The 22,825-nt window shown below is 42.9% G+C and carries 21 protein-coding genes and 2 pseudogenes; 15 read left to right on the top strand and 8 right to left on the bottom strand.

Features of this window, described 5'->3' with window-relative positions; all coding sequences use genetic code 11:
- The first annotated feature begins 7 nt into the window (after positions 1 to 7).
- The 3 genes from dsbG (at position 8) to P253_RS03950 (ending at position 2,151) form a co-directional block, all read left to right on the top strand.
- Positions 8 to 748, top strand: coding sequence for a thiol:disulfide interchange protein DsbG (gene dsbG / locus P253_RS03960; RefSeq protein WP_016658144.1), 741 nt, complete (start codon positions 8 to 10; stop codon positions 746 to 748).
- A 272-nt stretch (positions 749 to 1,020) separates the two neighbouring features.
- Positions 1,021 to 1,944 (top strand): Abi family protein, encoded by a 924-nt coding sequence (locus tag P253_RS03955; RefSeq protein ID WP_016658145.1) that lies wholly within the window; start codon positions 1,021 to 1,023, stop codon positions 1,942 to 1,944.
- Positions 1,945 to 1,947: 3 nt separating this feature from the next.
- A complete protein-coding gene (locus P253_RS03950; protein ID WP_016658146.1) occupies positions 1,948 to 2,151 on the top strand; it encodes a hypothetical protein in 204 nt (67 codons plus the stop codon).
- A gap of 153 nt (positions 2,152 to 2,304) precedes the next feature.
- Here the strand turns inward: P253_RS03950 and P253_RS03945 are convergent, their stop codons facing one another.
- Positions 2,305 to 3,312: an OmpA family protein gene (locus tag P253_RS03945; RefSeq protein WP_016658147.1), complete on the bottom strand. Its 1,008-nt coding sequence runs from the start codon at positions 3,310 to 3,312 to the stop codon at positions 2,305 to 2,307.
- Positions 3,313 to 3,971: 659 nt separating this feature from the next.
- Here P253_RS03945 and P253_RS03940 point away from each other — a divergent pair.
- The 8 genes and pseudogenes from P253_RS03940 to P253_RS15975 form a co-directional block, all read left to right on the top strand.
- Positions 3,972 to 4,958, top strand: coding sequence for a DUF1852 domain-containing protein (locus tag P253_RS03940; RefSeq protein WP_016658148.1), 987 nt, complete (start codon positions 3,972 to 3,974; stop codon positions 4,956 to 4,958).
- Between the two features lie 28 nt (positions 4,959 to 4,986).
- Positions 4,987 to 6,015: a methionine synthase gene (locus tag P253_RS03935; protein WP_016658149.1), complete on the top strand. Its 1,029-nt coding sequence runs from the start codon at positions 4,987 to 4,989 to the stop codon at positions 6,013 to 6,015.
- Positions 6,016 to 6,124: 109 nt separating this feature from the next.
- Complete coding sequence (locus P253_RS03930; protein WP_016658150.1) at positions 6,125 to 6,616, top strand: flavin reductase; 492 nt, start codon at positions 6,125 to 6,127, stop codon at positions 6,614 to 6,616.
- A 41-nt stretch (positions 6,617 to 6,657) separates the two neighbouring features.
- Positions 6,658 to 7,458 carry a sulfite exporter TauE/SafE family protein gene (locus P253_RS03925; protein ID WP_016658151.1) on the top strand — a complete coding sequence of 267 codons (801 nt, stop codon included), beginning with the start codon at positions 6,658 to 6,660 and terminating at the stop codon, positions 7,456 to 7,458.
- A gap of 352 nt (positions 7,459 to 7,810) precedes the next feature.
- On the top strand, positions 7,811 to 10,000 hold the full coding sequence (locus P253_RS03920) for a TonB-dependent receptor (protein WP_016658152.1): 2,190 nt from the start codon (positions 7,811 to 7,813) through the stop codon (positions 9,998 to 10,000).
- Between the two features lie 246 nt (positions 10,001 to 10,246).
- Complete coding sequence (locus P253_RS03915) at positions 10,247 to 11,581, top strand: ISNCY family transposase (protein WP_016658153.1); 1,335 nt, start codon at positions 10,247 to 10,249, stop codon at positions 11,579 to 11,581.
- A gap of 166 nt (positions 11,582 to 11,747) precedes the next feature.
- Positions 11,748 to 12,464: pseudogene (locus P253_RS15980) on the top strand (ISNCY family transposase); the annotation flags it as partial.
- Positions 12,465 to 13,076, top strand: a pseudogene (locus P253_RS15975) (M15 family metallopeptidase); the annotation flags it as partial.
- A 14-nt stretch (positions 13,077 to 13,090) separates the two neighbouring features.
- Here the strand turns inward: P253_RS15975 and P253_RS03900 are convergent.
- The 6 genes from P253_RS03900 to P253_RS03875 form a co-directional block, all read right to left on the bottom strand.
- On the bottom strand, positions 13,091 to 13,855 hold the full coding sequence (locus P253_RS03900; RefSeq protein WP_016658156.1) for an alpha/beta fold hydrolase: 765 nt from the start codon (positions 13,853 to 13,855) through the stop codon (positions 13,091 to 13,093).
- A gap of 141 nt (positions 13,856 to 13,996) precedes the next feature.
- Positions 13,997 to 14,872: an MBL fold metallo-hydrolase gene (locus P253_RS03895; RefSeq protein ID WP_016658157.1), complete on the bottom strand. Its 876-nt coding sequence runs from the start codon at positions 14,870 to 14,872 to the stop codon at positions 13,997 to 13,999.
- Entirely contained in the window at positions 14,869 to 15,291 is a 423-nt protein-coding gene (locus P253_RS03890) for a DUF6691 family protein (protein ID WP_005177782.1), read from the bottom strand. The genes P253_RS03895 and P253_RS03890 overlap by 4 nt, the downstream gene beginning before the upstream one ends.
- A 1-nt stretch (position 15,292) precedes the next feature.
- Positions 15,293 to 15,709: a YeeE/YedE family protein gene (locus P253_RS03885; protein ID WP_016658158.1), complete on the bottom strand. Its 417-nt coding sequence runs from the start codon at positions 15,707 to 15,709 to the stop codon at positions 15,293 to 15,295.
- Between the two features lie 495 nt (positions 15,710 to 16,204).
- Positions 16,205 to 16,951, bottom strand: coding sequence for an ATPase (locus tag P253_RS03880; protein ID WP_016658159.1), 747 nt, complete (start codon positions 16,949 to 16,951; stop codon positions 16,205 to 16,207).
- Between the two features lie 3 nt (positions 16,952 to 16,954).
- Positions 16,955 to 17,212, bottom strand: coding sequence for a hypothetical protein (locus P253_RS03875; protein ID WP_005177774.1), 258 nt, complete (start codon positions 17,210 to 17,212; stop codon positions 16,955 to 16,957).
- A gap of 1,063 nt (positions 17,213 to 18,275) precedes the next feature.
- On the opposite strand from P253_RS03875, the gene aroQ reads away from it, so the two are divergent.
- From aroQ to accC, 3 genes are read left to right on the top strand one after another with little or no spacing between them, the layout of a single operon-like run.
- Positions 18,276 to 18,731: a type II 3-dehydroquinate dehydratase gene (gene aroQ / locus P253_RS03870; RefSeq protein WP_016658160.1), complete on the top strand. Its 456-nt coding sequence runs from the start codon at positions 18,276 to 18,278 to the stop codon at positions 18,729 to 18,731.
- Positions 18,732 to 18,747: 16 nt separating this feature from the next.
- Positions 18,748 to 19,170, top strand: coding sequence for an acetyl-CoA carboxylase biotin carboxyl carrier protein (gene accB, locus P253_RS03865; RefSeq protein ID WP_005177770.1), 423 nt, complete (start codon positions 18,748 to 18,750; stop codon positions 19,168 to 19,170).
- A gap of 17 nt (positions 19,171 to 19,187) precedes the next feature.
- Positions 19,188 to 20,552, top strand: coding sequence for an acetyl-CoA carboxylase biotin carboxylase subunit (gene accC, locus P253_RS03860; RefSeq protein ID WP_016658161.1), 1,365 nt, complete (start codon positions 19,188 to 19,190; stop codon positions 20,550 to 20,552).
- Between the two features lie 65 nt (positions 20,553 to 20,617).
- On the opposite strand, the gene P253_RS03855 is transcribed toward accC, so the two are convergent.
- Entirely contained in the window at positions 20,618 to 21,109 is a 492-nt protein-coding gene (locus P253_RS03855; RefSeq protein ID WP_034597534.1) for a hypothetical protein, read from the bottom strand.
- Positions 21,110 to 21,306: 197 nt separating this feature from the next.
- Here P253_RS03855 and P253_RS03850 point away from each other — a divergent pair, with 197 nt between their 5' ends.
- A complete protein-coding gene (locus tag P253_RS03850; protein WP_016658162.1) occupies positions 21,307 to 22,794 on the top strand; it encodes an amidase in 1,488 nt (495 codons plus the stop codon).
- Positions 22,795 to 22,825: the final 31 nt, after the last annotated feature.

The following is a 22,825-nucleotide window of genomic DNA, read 5'->3' as shown; positions in this document are numbered from 1 at the left end:
AATTATCATGAAAATGATTTATCCCGCTGCGTTGTTCCTGCTGCTGTTAAATACGACAGCATTTGCCCAGACTGATCTGAAAAAACAGATTGAGCAGGAAGGCTTTGAATTTATCAAACAGATTGAAGCGCCAGAAAAAATGACCGGATGGGCCGGGCATATGCAGCAAAGTCCGGCAACCGTGTTTATTTCCAATGACCAGAAATATTACATTATTGGCGATTTGCACAATGCCAAGGGTGAGAACCTGACCATCAAAGCGCTTGAAACCCATGTCAAAGACGCCGTGCTGGATGATGTCTGGAAAAGTCTGGAAAACTCCACCTGGATTCAGGACGGACAAAAAGATGCGCCGCGGATTGTATATGTATTTTCAGACCCGAATTGTCCGTATTGCCATACCTTCTGGCAAAAGGCACGTCCGTGGGTGAAGGCGGGGAAGGTACAGCTTAGACATATTCAGGTGGCAGTCATTCGTGATGAGAGTCGCGGGCAAGTGGCAACCATGCTGATGGCTAAAAATCCACAGCAGGTGTTTACCAGTTACAATGCCAACAAAGGGCAAAACAAGTTAAAAATTACCAAGAATATCCCTGCTGATATTGCTGCAAAAATAGATGCCAATCAGGAACTGATGGCTAAATATGGTTTCTTTGCCACGCCGTCAATGGTGTGGAAAAACCAGCAAGGCGAGTTTAAGTCCGCCCAAGGGATGACGGAGGATTTAAGAGAGATTTTGGAGAAGTAAAAGGTTCATGAACAATGGCAGATGTTGTTTAGGTTAGCGCTTGGGGTGTAAAAAATCTTCCCCTTGTGGAATGCTGTTCCTCACCTCTTTAATAAAGAGGGGTTAGGGGAGATTAGATATAAAAAAGACTGTCGCTAAGGGCAGTTTTTGATCATAACTTGCTAATAATAACAATTGTCGCTATTATGTACTTAATACAGCCGCCACGCTTAGTTCTTCTTTTGAAGTCCGCGCAACCTTGGCGGTTTTTTATGCCTCGATTTTAGTGAATTATGTTAAAACCTTATAATAAAAAGCCTTTATCATATGCTGAGCAAGTGCATCATCTACAGTCTAAAGGATTGAGTATTCATAATGTTGCTTGGGCTGAAGGAATATTGGCAAAATATGGTTATTATCGCTTAAGTGCATATTGGTATCCTTACCGAATAAGGTCAGGAAATAATGTCTTAGATCGATTCAAGCCGGGCACTTCGTTTGAAAAAATTGTGCAATTATATGAATTTGATACTGAATTACGATTACAAATATTCGGTGCTATCGAAATTATAGAAACGTTTTTACGAACGAAATTAACGTATTATCTCGGTCATCAATATGGTGCATTTGGTATCTACAATGCACAAAATTTTTATCCCAAATTTAACCATAGAAAATTTTTAGAAACATGCAACAAAGAAGTTGGACGCTCTAAAGATACGTTCATCCAGCATTTTCAACAAAATTATGATGGTTTTCCTCAAATCCCAATCTGGATGCTGACAGAAGTTTTAAGTTTTGGTTCATTGTCATTTTTATATAGTGGTTTAATAAATAATAAGGCAAACAATAAAGAAGATAAGAAAGCTATCGCACAGCATTTTTCTTTGCATCATGAAAAATTAGCTGAATGGTTACATATATTGACCTATGTAAGAAATATTTGTGCCCATCATGGACGGTTATGGAATAAAGAATTAGCTATTAAATCTAAAGCCGACAAAGATCCAAATTGGCAATCACCGATTACACCGACGAATAAACGTATCTTCTATGTACTCTTAATCTTAAAAACCTTGCTAAGACCGACAGTATTTGATTCAGAGTGGTGCAATCAATTGAATAAACTCTTAAAACCTATTGTGAAAGATGAAAATTGGCGTGTTGCAATGGGTTTTCCTGATAATTGGGAAGAACATCCTATTTGGAGCTTATGAAATATGGTAAAAAAAATACCAGAATTTTTAGAAGGTCGTAGCCCTGATCGTCAAAATCGCATTTTGGAAAATACAAAAATAATCTTAAAAGATTGTGTTATGGATGAGGTTTATTTATTACAACTAGCAGAAAAAGCGAAAAGTGAAGAAACTATCAGGATAACTTTAGATGACTTAAGAGTTCGAGTTCACAAAAACCGCACTTAAAAGTTTGATAAGCTGAAACCGCGTATCGCTTAGTCTATCAAGTCATTGACGCCAAAATTGTGGTGCTTGTCTTAGACGTTGACCGCCGTGACACCATTTATAAAAAGATGTAAAAAAGACCGCTATATTGCGGTCTTTTTAGTATTTAGACTTTTATAATTTCACCAACTCCACCCGACGGTTTTTCGCGTTACCATCTTCAGTCGCATTATCTGCAACAGGCTGAGTATCCCCAAAACCTTTGGCTGTCAGACGATTTGTATCAATGCCTGCTTTGGTTAGAGCAGTCACCACAGCTTGCGCACGTTGCTCAGACAGTTTTAAATTATGCGCCACATCGCCTGTATTATCAGTATGTCCGTAAATGCCAAGTTTTAAATCATCGTTATCTTTCAGTAAAGCAATAATCTGATCTATTTGTTCTTGTGAGTCTGGCAAAATATCGGCTTGATCTGTGGCAAAGTTAATTTGCACACTCACTTTACTGTCCTGATCCAGACTTTGTTTCAGTGCACTCGACGTCAGTGCTTTGGCAGTGATATTTAAGGGCTGACTTTCCGCTACCATTAAACCCATATAGTGACCAGATTGCGCCAAATGGAACCAAATATTTTTATCCGCTTGTCGAATCACATACGTTTGCGCAGGGTAATTATAAATATCAGCCAAACCTGAACCATGTTGCACCCGAATGGCATCAGGCAGACTGTTGGCAAGCTCTTTGGGGATTTGACTATTGGCAACTTCTACACCGCCAAGCTGTTTAATTACCGCATCAAGATTACGCTGTATTTCTAAATAACTGCCTTCTTTATAATCTGATTTAGCGGTAATACCCGAACTAAACAGTTTTCCTTCAACCCAGTGAAAGTCATGTCCTGTCCAAAACGGCACACGTTCAAACTTTCGATTTTCATCATTCTGATAGCGATAACCCTGTGGTAACTCAATATAAGGAAACTCGCCAAGCACTGCGGTCGAAATGGGGATGTTATTCAGATCAAAATCTGAGCTGGCTTTGGCAGTTTCATTTGAATCCGATGTGATTTCAGAAGTACTGACTTCAGTTTCAGCCTGATCAGAAGCCGGTTTGGTACAGCCATATATAAGTGCCAGTACACAACTTAAACTTAGCCCCAAAATTGTTTTTTGAAAAGTCATCAGATATTTCCTTATTTTACTGATCTCAATATTCTGCTTATATTTTAAACAGTATAGCTGAGCCGGTTTAAATTTTCATTTCTTATAGAGGCTGAGCGTCGCCAAGTCGCCTCTCAAGAAGATATGGCTACAGAAGATCACTGCATCTATTCGTTTAATAGGAAGGTAAATCACTGATCATTTACAAGCTAAACCCCTTGATTTTTCCTCATCTTCAACTGAGCCAAATTCATGTTGATGCTTTTATAGACATTTTTATATAAGCGCCGTTTGACCTAAACAGACCAGATCCAAATATTTAGGCGAGCCAATTTTTTATTCCATCAAGAAGCTCATTTTCTTCAACAAAATGTGAAGATATTTAGCTACAATAAAAATTATAAATAATTGTTTTTATTAAAATTAAAAAAATATATTTTGATTCTAAATCTAGCTTTTTGGCCTTTTTCCAGCAAGAAAAATTGGACTCGATTGATGACTCATAGGGCAGTCTATTTTTCTATATTTTCGCCTTAAATAACGCTATTCAAATCAAAACATGAATTTAATTCACTATTAACTTAGATTAAATCATTTTTATTCATCTTAGGGTTCACGTATAACTAAAACCAGAAAGATATTCAGATTTTTATTTTTAGATATTTAAAGCGGTGGAACAGATGAGTCAACAGTTTGCATGTTCAATTAAACGTATTCGTTTTGATGAAAACTATCAACCAGCGGACAGTACCCGTTTAACAACCAACTTTGCCAATCTGGCGCGTGGCGAAAGCCGTGAACAGAACCTGCGTAACACGCTGCGCATGATCAATAACCGTTTTAATGCCTTGGCACATTGGGATAATCCGAAGGGTGACCGTTATTCACTGGAAATTGATATTGTGTCTGCAGATCTTGATGTCGAAGGCAATGGTAACGCCTTTCCAGCCATTGAAATGCTGAAATCGACGATTGTTGATCATCGTACCAATCAGCGTATTGAAGGCATGATCGGAAACAGTTTTTCATCGTATGTACGTGATTATGACTTTAGCGTGCTTTTATTGTCCCAAGGCCATAAAGCCGGGGAAATGCCTGACAACTTTGGTGATTTGCACGGCAAGCTGTATCAGTACGTGGTGAATTCCGAGGCGTTCCAGTCACAGTTTAATAAACAGCCGGTGATCTGCCTGAGCGTATCGACCACCAAAACCTATTATCGTACCGCCAATATTCATCCGGTGTTAGGGGTTGAATATCAGCAAAATGAATACTCAAGAACAGATCATTATTTCGCAAAAATGGGTTTAACTGTTCGCTATTTTAAACCGGAAAATAGTGCTGCACCTTTGGCGTTCTATTTTAGCGGTGATTTATTGGCGGATTATACCGATCTTGAATTAATCAGCGCGATTAGCACCATGGAAAGCTTCCAGAAGATTTATCGTCCTGAAATTTATAATGCCAACTCGACTGCAGGTCAGGTCTATCAACCTAGTCTTGAGTACCCGGATTATTCCTTAACGCAAATTGTCTATGACCGTGTCGAGCGTAGCCAGCTGGCCGTAAAACAGGGCAAATGGACAGAAGAACACTTTATTAAACCGTATCAGCACATTCTGGAACAGTGGGCTGCCAGCTACGCCGTAGCAACCAACGCTGCTTAATTCAACGTATAGAGATAGAAGATTAAAGATGAGCATTTTACTACCAACCTCAACCGCAGGCAGCTTACCGAAACCATCCTGGCTGGCAGAACCGGAAAAACTCTGGTCGCCATGGGAACTTGAAGGCGATGCACTGCGTGAAGCCAAACAGGATGCCTTGAGCCTGTCACTGCATGAACAGTTACTGGCCGGAATTGATATTGTCAGCGATGGTGAGCAGACCCGTCAGCATTTTGTCACCACCTTTATTGAACATCTCGAAGGTGTGGATTTTGAAAAACGGGAAACGGTGCGTATTCGTAACCGTTATGATGCCAGCGTACCTTCGGTGATCGGTGAGGTGGCCCGGAAACAGCCGGTGTTTGTAGAAGATGCCAAGTTTTTACGCAGCCAGACCACTCAGCCAATTAAATGGGCTTTGCCGGGTCCAATGACCATGATTGATACCCTGTACGATGGTCATTACAAAAGCCGTGAAAAACTGGCTTGGGAATTTGCCAAAATCCTGAATCAGGAGGCAAGGGAACTCGAAGCTGCTGGGGTTGATATTATCCAGTTTGATGAACCTGCTTTTAACGTGTTCTTTGATGAGGTCAATGACTGGGGAGTGGCCACGCTGGAACGCGCACTGGAAGGTCTGAAATGCGAAACCGCCGTGCATATCTGTTATGGCTATGGCATTAAAGCCAATACCGACTGGAAAAAAACCTTAGGCTCCGAGTGGCGTCAATATGAAGCCGTGTTCCCGAAACTGCAACAATCCAAAATTGATATTGTATCGCTGGAATGCCAAAACTCACGCGTACCGATGGACCTGATTGAGCTGATCCGCGGTAAAAAAGTCATGGTTGGCGCTATTGATGTGGCCACCAGCCAGATTGAAACCGCAGAAGAAGTGGCCAATACCCTGCGTAAAGCTTTGCAGTTTGTTGATGCCGACAAGCTTTATCCATCGACCAACTGTGGTATGACGCCGTTATCGCGTCAGGTGGCGCAAGGCAAACTGCGTGCTTTAAGTGCCGGCGCCACTATTGTGCGTCAAGAACTGAGTGCTTAACGCGCAGGCACATCATGTGGCAGAGCTGATGGGAATGGATAGAAAACATCTGGCCCCTCCGCTTAACAACCATTTCAAGCATAACCCAAGAACATGAAGGAATCCGGTGATGATTGAAGCAGCAGACTTTAGAAATGCCATGTCTTTGCTCAGCAGCGCGGTCAATGTGGTGACCACGGCAGGGGCGTCTGGTGTGCATGGATTTACCGCATCTGCCGTGTGTAGTGTAACCGATACACCACCGACCTTATTGGTTTGCATGAATCAGGCTTCACGCTCACACGCCCATTTTATTGAAAATAAAATCTTGAGCGTGAATCTGCTAGGCGCGCAGCATCAACAAATCTCCAATGTCTTTGCCTCCAAAATGAATTCTGAAGAGCGCTTTCAATATGGAACCTGGACCGAACTGGAAACCGGCGCACCGGTGTTAGCAGATGCTTTGACCAGTTTTGATTGCGAGATTGAGCAGATTCAGCAGGTGGGTACGCATAGTATTTTTATGTGCCGTGTGGTGGCCATTCAGCACAGTCAACAAGAACATGGTCTGGTGTATTTTAATCGTGCCTATCATCAGGTTGGTGAGCTGGAACCTGCTTAAGGCGCCTTGTTTTTAATTTCAAATTATTCAGAAAGTATTTTGTGGAAATTATCATTTTTTTAATCATCGGGGCTTGCGCAGGCTTTGCCGCTGGGCTGTTTGGGGTCGGTGGCGGAACAATCATTGTACCACTGTTATATATCGTGTTTATGCAGATGGGTTATAGTCCGGATGTGATTATGCATTTGGCTTTAGGTACATCGCTAGCAACTATTGTGATCACCTCTATCAGTTCATTGATGGCGCACCATAAGAACGAGGCAGTGCTGTGGCCAGTCTTTAGACATCTAGCTCCGCCTATGGCCATTGGATGCTTTTTCGGTGCAGGGATTGCCGGTTTAATTTCGGGCTTACATTTGCAGATTGTGGTAGGAATCTTTCTGATCTGGGTAGCGTATACCATGTTCATAGGTAGCAAAAAGCCGGCAGAGCAAGGGCGAACCTTGCCCTCAACCGGTCAACAAATCGCTGCAGGTTCGGGAATTGGTTTTGCTTCAGCCATCTTTGGGATTGGCGGTGGCAGCTTGACCGTACCGTATCTCAACCGTTATGGTGTGGTCATGCAACAGGCAGTAGGCACATCTGCAGCCTGTGGTTTCCCCATTGCAGTTGCCGGTGCTTTGGGATTTATGATTTTTGGGATGCAGGCGCAGGTGAATGTGCCCAATACTATTGGCTTTGTTCATATTTATGCTTTTCTTGGTATTAGCATTATGAGTTTCTTTACTGCCAAACTTGGGGCGAAAACAGCACATGCATTATCGCCACAAATCCTGAAAAAATGTTTCGCCGTGTTATTGGTGATTGTGGGCTGTTTCTTTCTGGTTAAGGGTTTGGGTTAAGCTGAAGGCAATTGGAAGATAACGAATACGCTCATAATAGTGGTTTGATTATAGAGCGTATGCTTCTTAGCAGATTCATGATCTAAATAATTATCTTTAGAAGGAGCTTCCTGTTCAATTTGGATTACTTAATTTACTTAGAAGAAGTCGGTTACCTCAATTAAAAATAGATCAATAAATATTAATTTTTTTCATTTCAAAGCAGTGTTCATTGTCTGTTTTATGAAATTTTTCCTGTGAAGTTTCAAGCCAGGAAAGTACTCAATAAAATTTTTAAATAATAATTTTACATCATTAATAATAATGATTATCATTTGCCACAAAATTAACAATTGCAATCTAGGGAATGAAAATGCGGCGATCTCAATTTAATCTTTGTCTTCTCACAATCGCTATTTCTATGCATCTTTATGCAAAAGAGAGTAGCCCAGCAGCTGCACCAGAAAAACCGGATATCACTCAACTTTCAACAATGGTGATGACCGCCACACGTACACCTAAAACAATCGCCGAGATCGCAGGGACAGTACAAACCATTCATGGCGAAGCAATTGTTCAACAAGCTGGCGCAGGTCGAAAAGTCGCGGATATTTTAGCGCAGCTTGTACCATCTTTAGCACCTAGTAGTGGAACTACAAGTAATTATGGTCAGACCATGCGTGGACGTAATGTACTGGTCATGATTGATGGAGTTTCACAGACAGGTTCACGGGATGTTGCTCGTCAACTGAATAGTATTAGTCCAAATATGATTGACCATATTGAGGTGGTTTCCGGCGCATCCAGTATTTATGGTTCAGGTGCTACGGGTGGCATTATTAATATTATTACCAAACGCGCAGATAAATCTGAACCCGTAAGTTTTCAAACCAAGCTGGGCATCACATCAGCCGATAATTTCCGCCGTGACGGTTTAACTTACCAAGTAGGTCAAACTGCCTCATTTAGTAATGATCAAGTGGATGGATTTTTAGGCCTAGATTATACCCGCCGAGGTTCTCAATTTGATGGTCGAGGAGAGCGTATTTCATTAAGTCCTTGGCAGGGTAGCACAATGGATACCGATACCCTTGACATCAATGGTCGTTTAAACTTTGACTTAACAGATACGCAAACTTTCAGTGTAGGGGCGCAATATTATAAAGATAAACAGGATACAGAATATGGACCAGACTATTCCTACTTACAAACTGGTACTGAGCCTTCCCATAAAGCAATAAAAGGATGGAGCCTCGATAATCAGCCCTTTACAGAGCGCTATGCCGTTAATACCCAATATCAAAATCAAGATGTCCTTGGACAGACTTTGAATGTGGAGGCATATTATCGTAATGAAAAAGCACGCTTTGTACCTTACGGCTATTCGAAAGATGGGAGTAAGGTAAAGCAAAGCCAATCCAATATTGACTATGCCGGTATTCGTTCTACCATTCAATCTAATATACAGGTCGCAGATCGAGATTTAAAACTGACTTATGGCCTCGACTATGACTGGGAAAAAGACCATCAATGGGCAGATTACTATACACCTAGTCATAATGGTCTGGTTTATACCGCTACAGGGGAAAAACAGGGTTTCGGTCCTGATACAGAAATTCAGAATATTGGCACATTTGTCCAAGGAGATTATGCCTTAACAGATCGTCTAAATATTCAGGCCGGTGTGCGTTATCAATATGTTCAGGCAGACACTGACAGTTATTTAACCGCACGTAAACCGATTACTTTAATGGCGGCTGACTCCACCCATTCGGACAAATTTCTATTCAATTTGGGTGCAGTCTATGAGTTAACAGACGCGCAGCAAGTTTATGCTAACTTCTCACAGGGTTATAGTTATCCAGATGTACAACGGGTGCTGCGTGATGTGGCTGCTTATACCTTAACGACTTCTGGTATTGCACCGATTACAGTAAACAGCTATGAATTAGGCTGGCGTTTAAATCAGGACACGGGCTTAAATCTTGGCTTAACCGGCTTTTATAATACCTCGGATCAGGTGGTACAGTTTAATGCTGACCGTTCTGTAAACGTAGTAGATGCTGATCAAAGAGTATATGGTGCAGAAGCGACTGTCAGCTATTCATTTATGCAAAACTATAAGGTCGGAGGTACTCTAGGTTATACACGTGGGCAGTATAAAGATGTTGCCGACAATTGGCATGAATTAAATGCTTTTGCCATTTCTCCAACCAAAGGAACTTTATTCGCTGAATGGAATAACGACGCTGGCTATGGTGTCCGTGCACAAATACAGGCCATTAAAGGTACCAATAAAGCCTATAAGGATGACCAGCAATTAAAAACAGCCGGTTTGACTGACAGCAATAGTGCTGCAGATATTAAAGGCTACACTACTATGGATGTATTGGCCCATTTTCCAATGGCAAAAGGGCGCGTAGATTTTGGTATTTATAATCTTTGGGATAGCCAATACAAAACTGTATTTGCTCAACAGGCTGCGGTAACAAATGCCAATTCTTTATTAGCAATTCCTGCCGAAGGCCGAACTTTCGCCTTAAGTTATACCATTAACTATTAATTTTAATAATGGTAGTTCTTGAACAAGTATTTAAGCATCGGATTATGAGTTCACAGCTCATATATCTCCAGTGGAGTTGTGCCAGCATACAGTTTGTATAGGGCACAATCCCCGACATTCTATTTAACATAATATACATTATACGAAATATAGCTGTTAGAACCCATTCAAAATGTCTATATTCTCACCAATAAAAATGTCTAGTTTATGATGGTTTTTATCACCATGGACTGGATATAAATATAGATGCTGATCACTATGTCTGACAAAGAAATTCAACGGCTTGCAGTTCTGCAAGACGTTCGAGATCAACGTATTACCCAAGTCCGTGCTGCTGAAATCCTCAATCTTTCAACCCGTCAAATTACCCGGTTATTGCAGAAGCTCAATCAAGATGGTGTCTCAGGTATGGCACATGCCAGTCGTGGTCAACCTGGCCATCGTCGCCATGATGACTTGTTAAAATCAAAGTGCCTTTCCATTATTGCTGAACATTTGCTGGGTTTTGGACCCACCTTGGCGCATGAGAAGCTCAGCAGCATGTTTGACCTGAATATCCCGGTAGAAACGCTTCGGCGCTGGATGACGGCCAATGACCTGTGGATTCCTCGATCCAAGCGCCTGAAGCGTCCATATCAGCCACGTTATAACCGTGATTGCTTCGGTGAACTGATTCAGATTGATGGCTCATATCATGACTGGTTCGAAGGACGCGCTGCTAAGTGCTGTTTATTGGTGTATATCGATGATGCTACTGGCAAGCTGTTGCATTTGCGCTTTTGTGAGGCGGAAACGACCTTTGACTATATGCTTTCAACCCGAGCCTACATTGAGCAATACGGCAAGCCCTTGGCCTTTTATAGCGATAAACACTCGGTATTTAGAGTCAACCAGAAATCCAGGCAAGACAGCCAGATCACGCAATTTGGGCGGATTCTGAATGAGTTAAACATTGATATTATCTTCGCCAATTCACCCCAGGCCAAAGGTCGCGTAGAGCGAGCGAATAGAACCCTTCAGGACCGTTTGATCAAGGAGATGCGTCTGGAAGGTATCAGCTCGATTGAGCAAGCTAATGCCTGGTTGCCCTGCTTTATTGAGCAGTTCAATCAGAAGTTCGCCAAATGTGCGCGAAACTCAAAGAACCTGCATCGACCATTAACCGAATCTGATCTTGAACTGGATGATATTTTTACCTGGCAGGAACCGCGTAAGGTCACCAAGAACCTGACGATTACCTATGACAAATGTATTTATCTGCTTGAACCGACAGAGCTGAATCATAAGCTTGCTGGGCAATACATTTCATTTCTGGAGTATCCGGATGGCACTGTGGCCCTCATGCATGAAGGACGAAAGCTCAACTACAGCATCTTCAATAAATTGGCTGGGCTGCAGCAAAATGAGATTGTTGAGAATAAACGGTTAGGTTCAGTCCTGGCGCATATCCAGCAACAACATGAAGAATTGGAGAAACAGAATAAACGTTCCCGTGCCAAGAAAAGTATGCCGAGCCGTAAAGCTCAGAAAGCTGTTATTGAACAAAGAAATTTAAATCCTGTGCTTGACTCTTGTGGTTAAAAACAGGACATTTTAAATGGTTTTTCGCATAGACATTTTAATTGGTGAATAACAATAGCTGTAACTCCAAAATAGAAATGTCCGGTTTCTCCAAAGTAAAAATGTCCGCTTTTAGAATATGCACTTTTGCAATTTTCTTAGCGGACGGTTTGATATGTTGGTGTCTATGTCGGATAAAGAACTTAAACGATTGTCGGTCTTGCAGGAAATCTGCGATCAACGCATAACTCAATCCCAAGCTGCTCAGCTACTTCATATTTCAGAACGTCAGATCAGACGCTTACTGCAGAAATACAAAGCCCAAGGTCCAGCTGCATTAGCCCATGCCGGTCGTGGCTAAATCAGCAATTCTAAACTTCCTGAAGAACTCAGACTCAAGTGCCTCAATATTGTTTCTGACCAACTCCATGGTTTCGGACCCACTTTAGCGCATGAAAAGCTCACCACCGTACATGGATTCGATCTTTCAGTAGAAACCCTGCGTTCTTGGATGATTGCAGCTGACTTATGGATGCCTCGATCCAAGCGCCTGAAACGACCGTATCAGCCTCGTTACAACCGGGATTGCTTTGGTGAACTGATCCAAATTGATGGCTCACACCATGACTGGTTTGAAGGACGCGCTGCTAAATGCTGTCTGCTGGTGTTTATCGATGATGCTACAGGAAAATTGCAGCATTTACGCTTCTGTGAGTCAGAATCAACCTTTGACTATATGATTTCAACACGCTTATATGTCGAACAGCACGGTAAGCCTTTAGCGTTTTACAGCGACAAACATTCAGTCTTTAGAGTGAATCAAAGCAGCAAGAAAGACACCAAGATTACCCAGTTTGGACGTGTACTCAGCACCCTGAATATCGATATCATCTTCGCTAATTCACTGCTGTCGCCACCACCTGAAGTAGAAGAAGCACTGGTTGAAGCCGCCGTGGTTGAGGCCATGCAACTGGAAAATCAGTGGGCGGCTGTGCCGGCAGATCAGCATAGTTATGATCCAGCGGTGGAAGATTTACATGCTCATTCTCATGTCAATCCATCAATTGTGAGCGCTGACCGAAAGTGGCATAAGATGAATCCGCGTTATAAACAGCGCCTGCTGATGGTGTTTAAAATCATGAAAGAACGCCACGGCTATGAGCTGGTGCTATTGGAGGGTTATCGTAGTCCGGAGCGACAAAACTCGCTGTCCAAAAATAAAAACACCACCCGTGCCCGTGGTTATCAAAGCTATCATCAATTTGGTTTAGCCGCCGATGTGGCCTTTAAACGCAATGGCAAAGTGGTGATTTCCGAGCGTGACCCGTGGGCAATGCGCGGTTATGAACTGTATGGCGAAGTGGCGGAGTCGGTTGGTCTGACCTGGGGTGGCCGCTGGAAATCCATTAAAGATTATGGTCATACCGAATACCGGATGCCAGGCTTAAAGAAAACCCGGGAAATGGCAGAAAAGCTTACCTCGGAAGGTCAGCTGATGGCCAATGCACTCGATTAAAAATAATACCGGGCTTATGCAGATAAAAACTGCTGGATTTTATCGACCACTTCAGCAGTTTTCTCTGCATGCAGCCAATGGCCAGCATTTTCAACAGTTTCAATGCTGGCCTGACTGAACTGCTGTTCAATGGCAGCATAGTGTTCCGGTTTAGATAAATATGGAGATGCACCGCCACGAATAAATAAACTTGGTGCATCCACCTGAACTGGCTGCCAAGATAAAATTTTCGAATAAGATGCATAAAGCGCATCGACATTAAATAACCACTGCCCTTTACTAAACGATTTCATCAGAAACTGAATCACCGCATCTTCACGCAAATGCTGCTGCATAATCTGGGTGGCATCCTGGCGCGATTCCACTTGTGCTTTTTTGACGGCAAATAGCGCATCAAACACCTGATCATGATGATTTTCCTGATAGGCAAATGGCGTCATGTCCAGCACTACCAGTTTTTCTACCCGCTCTGGTGCAAGGTCAGCCAGTTGCATGGCAATTTTTCCGCCCATGGAATGGCCAATCACGATAAATTTTTGTACCTGAATCGCATCCAGGGTTTCCAGTACATCTTGCGCCATCTCGGTATAGCTCATGCTCTGGCGATGTTCTGATTTTCCGTGGTTACGCACATCAATCTGGATGACCGGATAACGTTCCTGTAACGCACGTGCCAACATACCCAAATTACTCAGGCTGCCAAATAAACCATGAATAAGAACAACCGGAATGTCGGTGCTTGATAGATGTTGTTGTGAAGTCTGGAAATTGAGCAGCATTTTTGATTCCTTGAATGCATCGGTTTTGGCTTTCTCGATATTATAGGATAAGTGTTTTATTAAAATTGTATTTCTGCTTAGGCTATTTTGTATCAGGCCAAAAATATCGGCCAGTTGCACGAAAGCATTGGCCGATCCAGTTTATTTGTTGAAATAATTGAGTGGCAGTTTCAGATAGCGCGTGCCATTGGCTTCCGGTTCAGGGAAATGTCCGGCCACCATATTGATCTGAATGGCAGGCAGAATCAGTTTTGGCATCGATAAACCGGCATCACGGCGATTACGCATTTCTACAAACTCAGCTTTTTGCGTGCCATCGTGAATATGGATATTCTCGGCTTTTTGCTGCTGGATACTGGTTTCGTGTATAAAGACCTCACGCCCTTCAGGTAGATAGTCATGGCATAAAAATACCCGTGTCTGCGCTGGCAGCTCATACAGTTTTTGCACGGAATCAAACAGTTGCTCTGCACTACCCTTCGGGAAATCGCAGCGCGCAGTGCCATAATCCGGCATAAACAAGGTATCGCCGACAAAGACTGCATCACCAATCACATAGCTTAAACAGGCTGGTGTATGCCCTGGTGTTGGAATATTGTAGGCCGTTAATTCACCAATACTGAATTGCTCATGATCATCAAACAGATAATCAAAGGCTTGATGCGCATTCAAATATTTCAAATCCAGATTATAAATACGGCCAAACGTATCCTGCACCACAATAATCTTGTTACTGATGGCAATTTTTCCACCCAGCTTTTCTTTTAAATACTGGGCTGCGGTCAGATGATCTGCATGCACATGGGTTTCTAAAATCCATTCAACGCTTAGGCTATTTTGCTGAATATAGCTAATAATTGCGTCTGCACCTTCAGTCGAGGTAGATGCCGAAGCCGCATCATAATTCAAGACGCTATCAATAATTGCACATTGCTGCGTGGCCGGATCGGTCACTACATAGCTGAATGTATTGGTCTCTTTGTCAAAAAAATGTTGTACAACTGGCGTAGCGGTCATGATTTTTTCCCTAAAAGTCGATGATGGAGATACATGCCATACATCATCGCAGCAATAAAGTACAGCGCCTGATAATAGCCCAAACCAATTAACGTAAAGCTAGGTGCAGGACAAATGCCGGCAATTCCCCAGCCAATCCCAAACAAAGCGCTGCCGATAATCAGTTTAGAATCTAGCTGATTTTGCCGCGGTAACTCAATGGCCTCATGATACACCGTCTTAGGTTCGGCCTGACGTACTGCCTTTTGAAACGGAATAAAAGCCACGGCGATGGCACCCATCATCACAAAAGCCAGACTGGCATCCCAATCCCCAAAAATATCCAGAAAACCTAGTACTTTTTCCGGATTGGACATACCCGAAATCATCAGGCCCAATGAAAATAATCCGCCAAATAGAAACGCCCAGATATTTTTCATTTTAGAATGCTCCTGTGATATGGCGGATGACATACACTGTCAATACGCCCGTCAGCATAAAGGTCAAGGTCGCTACCATCGAACGTTTGGATAAACGGCTGATTCCACAAATACCATGACCACTGGTACAACCCGAACCTAAACGGGTCCCAAAACCAACCAAAATACCGGCCACCACCATCATGAGTGGTCTGGCGTCAAGTTCAATCTGTGGCTGCTGCCAGATTCCATAAATAAACGGCGTAACAAACAGTCCCAATAAAAACCACAGCGCCGGTGTTTTAAAGATGGTGCTTGGCTGCATCACCTGAGCCAGCAAACCACTAATCCCTGCGATTCGTCCGTTCACATATAAATAGCCGACCACGGCGGCCCCTAATAAAAGACCACCTAAAAACGCAATCAGGAAATCATGCATCGCCATACACTCAAAACATTATATGTTTTTATAATATATAAAATATCAATAAATAGCTATCCTTTCTTACAAAGAGCTAACCATCTTCCCCCCTTCCTTTATTCTGGCTTTTGCGTTGTCATTTGCTGATTAAGGAGAGTATTGCTTAGGCTATTTTAGGGATAAAGGAATGAGAATGAAGCGTTTAAAAAATAAGGAAAATAAAAAAGCTTCCACTGACTAGAGGCTTAGCGCGGCCAGCACATCTCTAAAATAGGACTTGGATAAAGACTATTTTAGTTTAATAAACCGCCTTACAGGTCGTAAATGGAAAACAGTTTGCTAGAAAAATCATGTGAATTAATTAGCTGATCTTGATAGTTGGGCAAATCCCCCGAATATATCCTCGGGGAATTTTGTACTTCGGCAGAATATTATGTAGTTTGGCTTTAATTTCTTGGCGTTTTAAAGCTGCTGATCAGAAATAGAGATGAGTACCCATCCAAGTGAACTGACTTACTCAAAAGCATTTAAAACTTTCTCTACAAACCACTCTGGCAACACCTGCGCCTCGGGATTTATTTTTAACAGCTCGGCATTTTCAATCTCGGCCAGAAAAGATGCGGCTTGACCATCCGTCGAGTTATCAAAAAAGTAGGTTCGATCTGTGGCATCCACCGCCTGCATTAATAAATCCATACTGCGGTAGTAACGCTGTTTAATCTTTTGTTCAGGCACGCCATGCCCGCCCTTCTCTACGCGATACTGCACCCGCGCAATATTAATCAGCGGATCAACCGTGGAAACATAGTACAGATAGGTTTTAAATCCGTGGCGTTTTGCCTCATGTAAAAATTCCACTTTGGAAATATGCGACATCACTGTTTCAAAGGTAAAACTCACCTTTAAACGTAAAAATTCCAGGCGAATATAATCAATAATACGCGCGCATAAATAGGAATCGATTTCTGCAGGATCAAACTGTACGCAGCTTGCACTGATTAACACCGGTGGCTGACGTAATAAAGGCACCCATGTATTTGCCTGCGGTCGTTGTTTTTGTTCTAGAAAGGAAATTAAAGCGGCTGCATTCAATGCCCGATGATAATGGTCCAAATGCAAAACTGCAGAGTGTTTAAGCTGATATTCGAGTTCATCTGCATTTAAATATGCCCCAATATGATGGGGCAACAAATATTCCTTAATGGTACTTTTTCCTGAACCATTCGGACCTGCAAACATCCTGATGCGGGGTTGTGGCATAAATTAGTGAACGGTCTGTAATTTCTTTTTGCGTGTCAAGGTTTTTGGAAGATGCTGCGCACTACGATAAGCCGCCGATACATCTTTCATTACGCTTTCCTGACCATTCGGCTGGCGCTGTACCAGTTGCTGATCTTTCACATACACCACAGTTGAAGACGCACATGCCTGCTTAAAGGCATCACGAAATGCGTGAATCGCCAGTTTTGGAATCATATCATCCTCCACCTTGCCTGCTTTCATAATCGTATAAGCTGTCATTGGACAACTCCTGTTCACACTGTGTGTAATATGTCTTTATCTTAGCACATCAGGGCTATTTGTCTATTTATACAGCACTTCGCCGATACAGAGTTGTCACAGGCTGAATTAGATAGATCTGTCTTACTTAGGCTAAATTAAGATATTTGTCGCTTTTAAGAAGATTTCCCCTTAATTAAAGCAATACTGTTATTTTTTAATTCTAAAATCAAGGCCCTACTCGCCAAACCAGTTTAGGCAATACGTGAACTATCAAATTTTGCCAACCTTGCCTGAACGGCTTTCGTACAGAAAGACACAAAACTGTCTTTTTCAATGAAAGAATTGGTCAATGACTTCCTGAAAATAAATCTAACGCTTTTGACTTCAACCTGCTCTCGTGTTCGTCACAATGACTATCCATGATCAGGATTGCTCTTTTCCTATTGGTGCTTTAAATACTCGAATACACCCTCTATCTGAAAGATCAGCCCAACTATAAAGCACATGCTAAACTGATCTAAACAGCACGCTAATGACTGATCTAAGTACTATATCCCAAGCACAGAATAAAGATAAATATTTGTAATTCAATAATAAATTAAGATAGCAACACGGTAGTTTAAAGCCAGATAAAACAGAATCTATAGCGGCAACCTCTCAGCAGATATATTCAATGGTATAAATTTTAAAACGCGGCCAATTCAATATAGAAATCAGGAGGAGGATAAAAACTCCCCAAATTCAGGGATAGCATTCCGGGGGAAATCCAGAGATAAAACCGGATGCACATGCAGGCCATCTACTTGGGCTTAAACTCATCAAACTATTTTGCGGCAAACCTGTGAATGGTTTTGGTCAATTCTCATTACAATGTAAAAAACCGTAATTTCGTGCAAATTTGGAATCTTTTAACATTGCGAATTGTATGCAAAGTTTGCATGATATAGCCATATTTTGCGACATGCTTTTCACGTAAATTTAAAGAAATTATAAAAAAAATGTGGAATTTCATGCCATAATAAGCAAACTTTGCAGACATCTTGCAAAGACTATTTGCAACTTATTAATTGGAGCAGGCTGGATGAGTTCAACCATTTTGGTTATTCATGGACCGAATTTAAATTTGCTAGGAAAGCGAGAACCTGAGGTTTATGGACACCTTACCCTTGAGGATATAAATCAGCAGCTCATGACACAAGCGCAAAATGCATCATTTTCGGTAGAAACTTTCCAGAGTAACTGGGAAGGTGCCATTGTCGACCGAATTCATCAGGCAGGTCAAGAAGGCGTTCAATTCATCATTATTAATCCTGCAGCCCTGACCCATACCTCAGTCGCAGTACGTGATGCACTTCTTGGCGTTGCCATCCCGTTTATTGAAGTCCATCTGTCTAACGTGCATGCACGTGAAGCATTTAGACATCATTCATATTTGTCCGATAAAGCTGTAGGCGTGATCTGCGGATTGGGTGCAAAAGGCTATGCTGCTGCACTTGACTACGTTATCGAAAAAATTCAACTCACTTCGCAATCTTAATTAGGAATACTGTCTCATGGATATCCGTAAAATCAAGAAACTCATCGACCTGATGATTGAATCTGACTTACAAGCGATTGAAGTTAAAGAAGGCGATCAGGCGATTGCGCTTACTCGTCGCAGTCCAGTAGTAGCGGCAGCAGTTCCAGCAATGCCTGCTCCAGCAGCAGATCTGCCATCAGCACCGAAATCTTCTCCACGTGGCGCAGTTGAAACTTCTCCAATGGTTGGCGTGTTCTATGCAGCACCAAGCCCAGGTGAAGCACCTTTTGTGAAAATCGGTCAAACCGTTTCTGCAGGTGAAACCTTAGGTATTATCGAAGCCATGAAAATCATGAACCCGATTGAAGCAACTCAAAGCGGCGTGATTGAAGAAATTCTAGTTAAAAATGGTGAAGTGATTCAGTTTGGTCAACCACTCTTCCGCTACCGCGCTTAAGACCACGGGGACTCACAATGTTGCAAAAAGTTTTAATTGCAAACCGTGGTGAGATTGCGCTTCGCATCACCCGGGCCTGCAAAACTTTAGGAATCAAAACTGTCGGTATCTATTCCGATGCCGATAAAGACCTGATGCATTTACGTTTCTGTGATGAAGCCGTGTGTATCGGACCGGGCGCGAGCAGCGACAGTTATCTGAATATTCCTGCGATTATTACCGCAGCAGAAATTACCGGTGCTGATGCCATTCACCCGGGTTATGGTTTCCTGTCTGAAAATGCGGAATTTGCCGAAATTGTAGAAAGCTCAGGCTTTATCTTTATTGGTCCGCGTCCAGAACACATCCGCTTAATGGGGAACAAGGTTTCTGCCATTACCGCCATGCGTAAAGCCGGCGTACCGACGGTACCAGGTTCTGCCCATGCAGTAACACCACAAAATGCCCTGGCTGAAGCCAAAGAAATCGGCTTTCCACTGATTGTTAAAGCAGCTGCCGGTGGTGGTGGTCGTGGTATGCGTATTGTTGAACGTGTCGATACCCTGCTGGAATCGGTACAAGCGGCGCAGCGTGATGCGGAAATGTGGTTTGGTGATGATACGGTCTATATGGAACGTTTCCTGCAAAAGCCTCGTCACGTTGAAGTGCAAGTACTGGGCGATGGTAACGGCCATGCCATCCATCTGTATGACCGTGACTGCTCTTTACAGCGTCGCCATCAAAAAGTTCTGGAAGAAGCACCAGCACCAAACCTGCCAGAGCAAGCACGTGCAGATATTTTAGAAGCCTGTGTCAACGCCTGTATGATGATGCAGTATCGCGGTGCCGGTACTTTCGAGTTCCTGTTTGAAGATGGCGAGTTCTTCTTTATCGAGATGAACACCCGTGTTCAGGTAGAACACCCGGTAACTGAAATGGTCACAGGTATTGATATTATTGAACAACAACTGCGCGTTGCCGGTGGTTTAGGCCTCGACATTCAGCAGGAAGATGTTCAGGTGAAAGGTCATGCCATTGAATGCCGTATCAATGCGGAAGATCCATCGACCTTCCTGCCATCACCAGGCAAGATTGAAAACTTCTACGCGTCTGGTGGTGCCGGTATCCGCTTAGATTCACATATCTATCCGGGCTATAGCATTCCGCCTTATTACGACTCGATGATCGCTAAACTGATTGCGCATGGTAAAGACCGTAGCACCAGTATTGCGCGCATGCGTCAGGCGCTGGATGAAATGATTTTGACCGGTGTGAAAACCAATATTCCATTACATAAAGATCTGATCTTGCAAGATGAAAACTTCTGCAAACAGGCAATGGATATTCACTACCTGGAAAAGCATTTGTTAAAGCAGCTTGAAGGTGCCAACAAGGAAGCCTAAGCGTTTCCTTGTGAAAATAAAAAAACCGCTGATTTCAGCGGTTTTTTTATGGCTGAATTTCAGCTTTAAGGCAAAACACGGCGCAAAGTGGCAAAGCACTGTTCGGCTTTTTCATTACTACAGAAATGAATAGTATGCGGGTTTTTCCATTGCACAAAATATTGTGAAATCTCCCCGGTCTGATCCTCCTGATAACCGGAACAATCGACCTCATTATTGTCATATTTAATTTGCATGATTAAGGCAGGTAAACTGCTGGCCGGATCTTCTGCCGGCTGATAGTCATAGATGCCAGACGACCATTCCTGACCGCTTTTGATAATGACATCGTTATCACCCCGAAAATTATAATATTCAATACATTTGCGGTTATTTGGAATTTCCATGCCCCACAATCCCACAATTTCAGGACGGGTAATGACACGAACGGTATTGGCATTGACAGGCGCTTTTGCAGCGGTTGCGGCAGCACTATTTGTTGTTGTCGTTTTTGTTTCATTGGCCATCACGGCAGTGCAACATACTAACATTAAACTGGTGAGATAAAGTTTTTTCATACATTGATTCAATGATATAAAGTACCCGCTAACGTTAGCATATTTTTTGCAATAAACTTAGTGCATAAACATAACTCAACAATTTTTTTAAGCCCCAAAATCGCTAATTTTTACTGTTTAAATTTTAATCTCGCCTTGCAACTTTGCGTAAAATCTCTTACAACAGTTTCTGACAATTTATATTTTCAGGATTGAAAATGAAGTTACAAGAATATTTAAAATATGATGGTCTGGGGCTGGCCGAATTAGTGGCAAAAAAAGAAATTCAGGCATCGGAACTGCTGGAACTGGCCGTACAACGCGCCGAACAAAGCAAAAGCCTGAATGCAATTATTATTCCGATGCATGAACATGCCCAGCAACGCGTACAAGGACCATTGTCTGGTCCATTTGCTGGGGTACCCTTTCTGGTCAAAGACCTGTTTCAGGAATATGCGGGCTACCCAACTTCTTATGGCTGTCAAGGCTTAAAAAGAATGGGCTATATTCCCGAAACAAACGCTGAAATTGTCAATCGTTGGGAACAGGCCGGAATTGTGACTTTTGGCCGTACCAACACTCCTGAATTCGGAATCAAAGGCATTACCGAACCGGATGCTTGGGGCAGCTGTAAAAACCCGTGGCATTTAAAACATAATAGTGGAGGCTCATCGGGTGGTTCTGCGGCTGCTGTGGCCGCCGGTATTGTGCCACTGGCCGGTGCCGGCGATGGCGGTGGCTCGATTCGTATTCCCGCCTCTTATTGCGGCTTGTTCGGTTTAAAACCGAGTCGTGGCCGCACACCATGGGGACCCTCAATGAGTGAGGCTATGCACGGCGCCGCCATTCAGCATGTGTTGACGCGCAGCGTCCGGGATAGCGCTGCCATGCTTGATGCAACCCACGGCGAAGAACACAGCTCTTTATTTAAGATTCAGCGCCCGGAAGGTCAATATCTGCAGCTGATGCAGCAAGCACCAAAAAAACTGAAAATTGCGTTTAGCACCCGCTCTCCAATTGGCACCGCTGTATCTAAAGATGCTATTCAGGCGATTGAGCACACTGTAAAACTCTTAACCAGCCTTGGGCATGAAGTAATTGAAGATCAGCCAGCTATTGATGGCATGCAACTAGCCAAAGATTTTATTACCACCTGGTTTAGCCAGTTCTCTTATATGCTCAGCCAGATTCGCGCGCAGTATCCTTCACGTGATGATGATTTTGAACTGGATTCACTGGCGCTGGCCGCATTTGGCGCCAAAACCTCTGCGCTGGACTATATTCACAACCTGAATAACTGGGGCGTTTATACCACGCAAATGAACCAGTTCTTTGACCGTTATGATTTATATCTGACCCCAGCCACAGCCTCGGTAGCTCCCCAGAATGGCGAAGTTAAAACGCCAGCCTGGCAAAAACCGGTGTTAAAAGCCTTGTTGAAAGTCGGACAGGCGCATCTGTTAACCCAAGGCAAACTGGTCGATCAGATTGTACGGGAAAACCTGAAATGGGTACCTTTTACCCAGCTGGCCAATATTACCGGCTTACCGGCGATGTCTGTGCCACTGTACTGGAATAAACAGCACTTGCCTTTAGGCTCTCAGTTTATTGCACCTTTTGCTCGTGAAGATGTATTACTACAACTGGCTGCACAACTGGAACAGGCTCAGCCGTGGTTCCCGCAATATCAGCACATCAAAATTTAAAGACTTGAATAGCCTGATTCAACAGCCGGTC

Origin of the sequence: Acinetobacter indicus CIP 110367 (assembly GCF_000488255.1) — a bacterium.
Lineage (GTDB): Bacteria > Pseudomonadota > Gammaproteobacteria > Pseudomonadales > Moraxellaceae > Acinetobacter > Acinetobacter indicus.
Note: the sequence above shows the minus strand (reverse complement) of the source record. Positions and strands in the feature narration are given on the sequence as shown.

Coding starts and splice junctions, on each gene's coding strand:
- P253_RS03930 (WP_016658150.1), top strand. CDS start 6,125: ATGATTGAAGCAGCAGACTTTAGAAATGCCATGTCTTTGCTCAGCAGC.
- P253_RS03920 (WP_016658152.1), top strand. CDS start 7,811: ATGCGGCGATCTCAATTTAATCTTTGTCTTCTCACAATCGCTATTTCT.
- P253_RS03940 (WP_016658148.1), top strand. CDS start 3,972: ATGAGTCAACAGTTTGCATGTTCAATTAAACGTATTCGTTTTGATGAA.
- P253_RS03890 (WP_005177782.1), bottom strand. CDS start 15,291: ATGAAAAATATCTGGGCGTTTCTATTTGGCGGATTATTTTCATTGGGC.
- P253_RS03855 (WP_034597534.1), bottom strand. CDS start 21,109: ATGAAAAAACTTTATCTCACCAGTTTAATGTTAGTATGTTGCACTGCC.
- P253_RS03935 (WP_016658149.1), top strand. CDS start 4,987: ATGAGCATTTTACTACCAACCTCAACCGCAGGCAGCTTACCGAAACCA.
- P253_RS03945 (WP_016658147.1), bottom strand. CDS start 3,312: ATGACTTTTCAAAAAACAATTTTGGGGCTAAGTTTAAGTTGTGTACTG.
- accC (WP_016658161.1), top strand. CDS start 19,188: ATGTTGCAAAAAGTTTTAATTGCAAACCGTGGTGAGATTGCGCTTCGC.
- aroQ (WP_016658160.1), top strand. CDS start 18,276: ATGAGTTCAACCATTTTGGTTATTCATGGACCGAATTTAAATTTGCTA.
- P253_RS03885 (WP_016658158.1), bottom strand. CDS start 15,709: ATGCATGATTTCCTGATTGCGTTTTTAGGTGGTCTTTTATTAGGGGCC.
- P253_RS03895 (WP_016658157.1), bottom strand. CDS start 14,872: ATGACCGCTACGCCAGTTGTACAACATTTTTTTGACAAAGAGACCAAT.
- P253_RS03900 (WP_016658156.1), bottom strand. CDS start 13,855: ATGCTGCTCAATTTCCAGACTTCACAACAACATCTATCAAGCACCGAC.
- P253_RS03875 (WP_005177774.1), bottom strand. CDS start 17,212: ATGACAGCTTATACGATTATGAAAGCAGGCAAGGTGGAGGATGATATG.
- dsbG (WP_016658144.1), top strand. CDS start 8: ATGAAAATGATTTATCCCGCTGCGTTGTTCCTGCTGCTGTTAAATACG.
- P253_RS03850 (WP_016658162.1), top strand. CDS start 21,307: ATGAAGTTACAAGAATATTTAAAATATGATGGTCTGGGGCTGGCCGAA.
- P253_RS03955 (WP_016658145.1), top strand. CDS start 1,021: ATGTTAAAACCTTATAATAAAAAGCCTTTATCATATGCTGAGCAAGTG.
- P253_RS03950 (WP_016658146.1), top strand. CDS start 1,948: ATGGTAAAAAAAATACCAGAATTTTTAGAAGGTCGTAGCCCTGATCGT.
- accB (WP_005177770.1), top strand. CDS start 18,748: ATGGATATCCGTAAAATCAAGAAACTCATCGACCTGATGATTGAATCT.
- P253_RS03915 (WP_016658153.1), top strand. CDS start 10,247: ATGCTGATCACTATGTCTGACAAAGAAATTCAACGGCTTGCAGTTCTG.
- P253_RS03880 (WP_016658159.1), bottom strand. CDS start 16,951: ATGCCACAACCCCGCATCAGGATGTTTGCAGGTCCGAATGGTTCAGGA.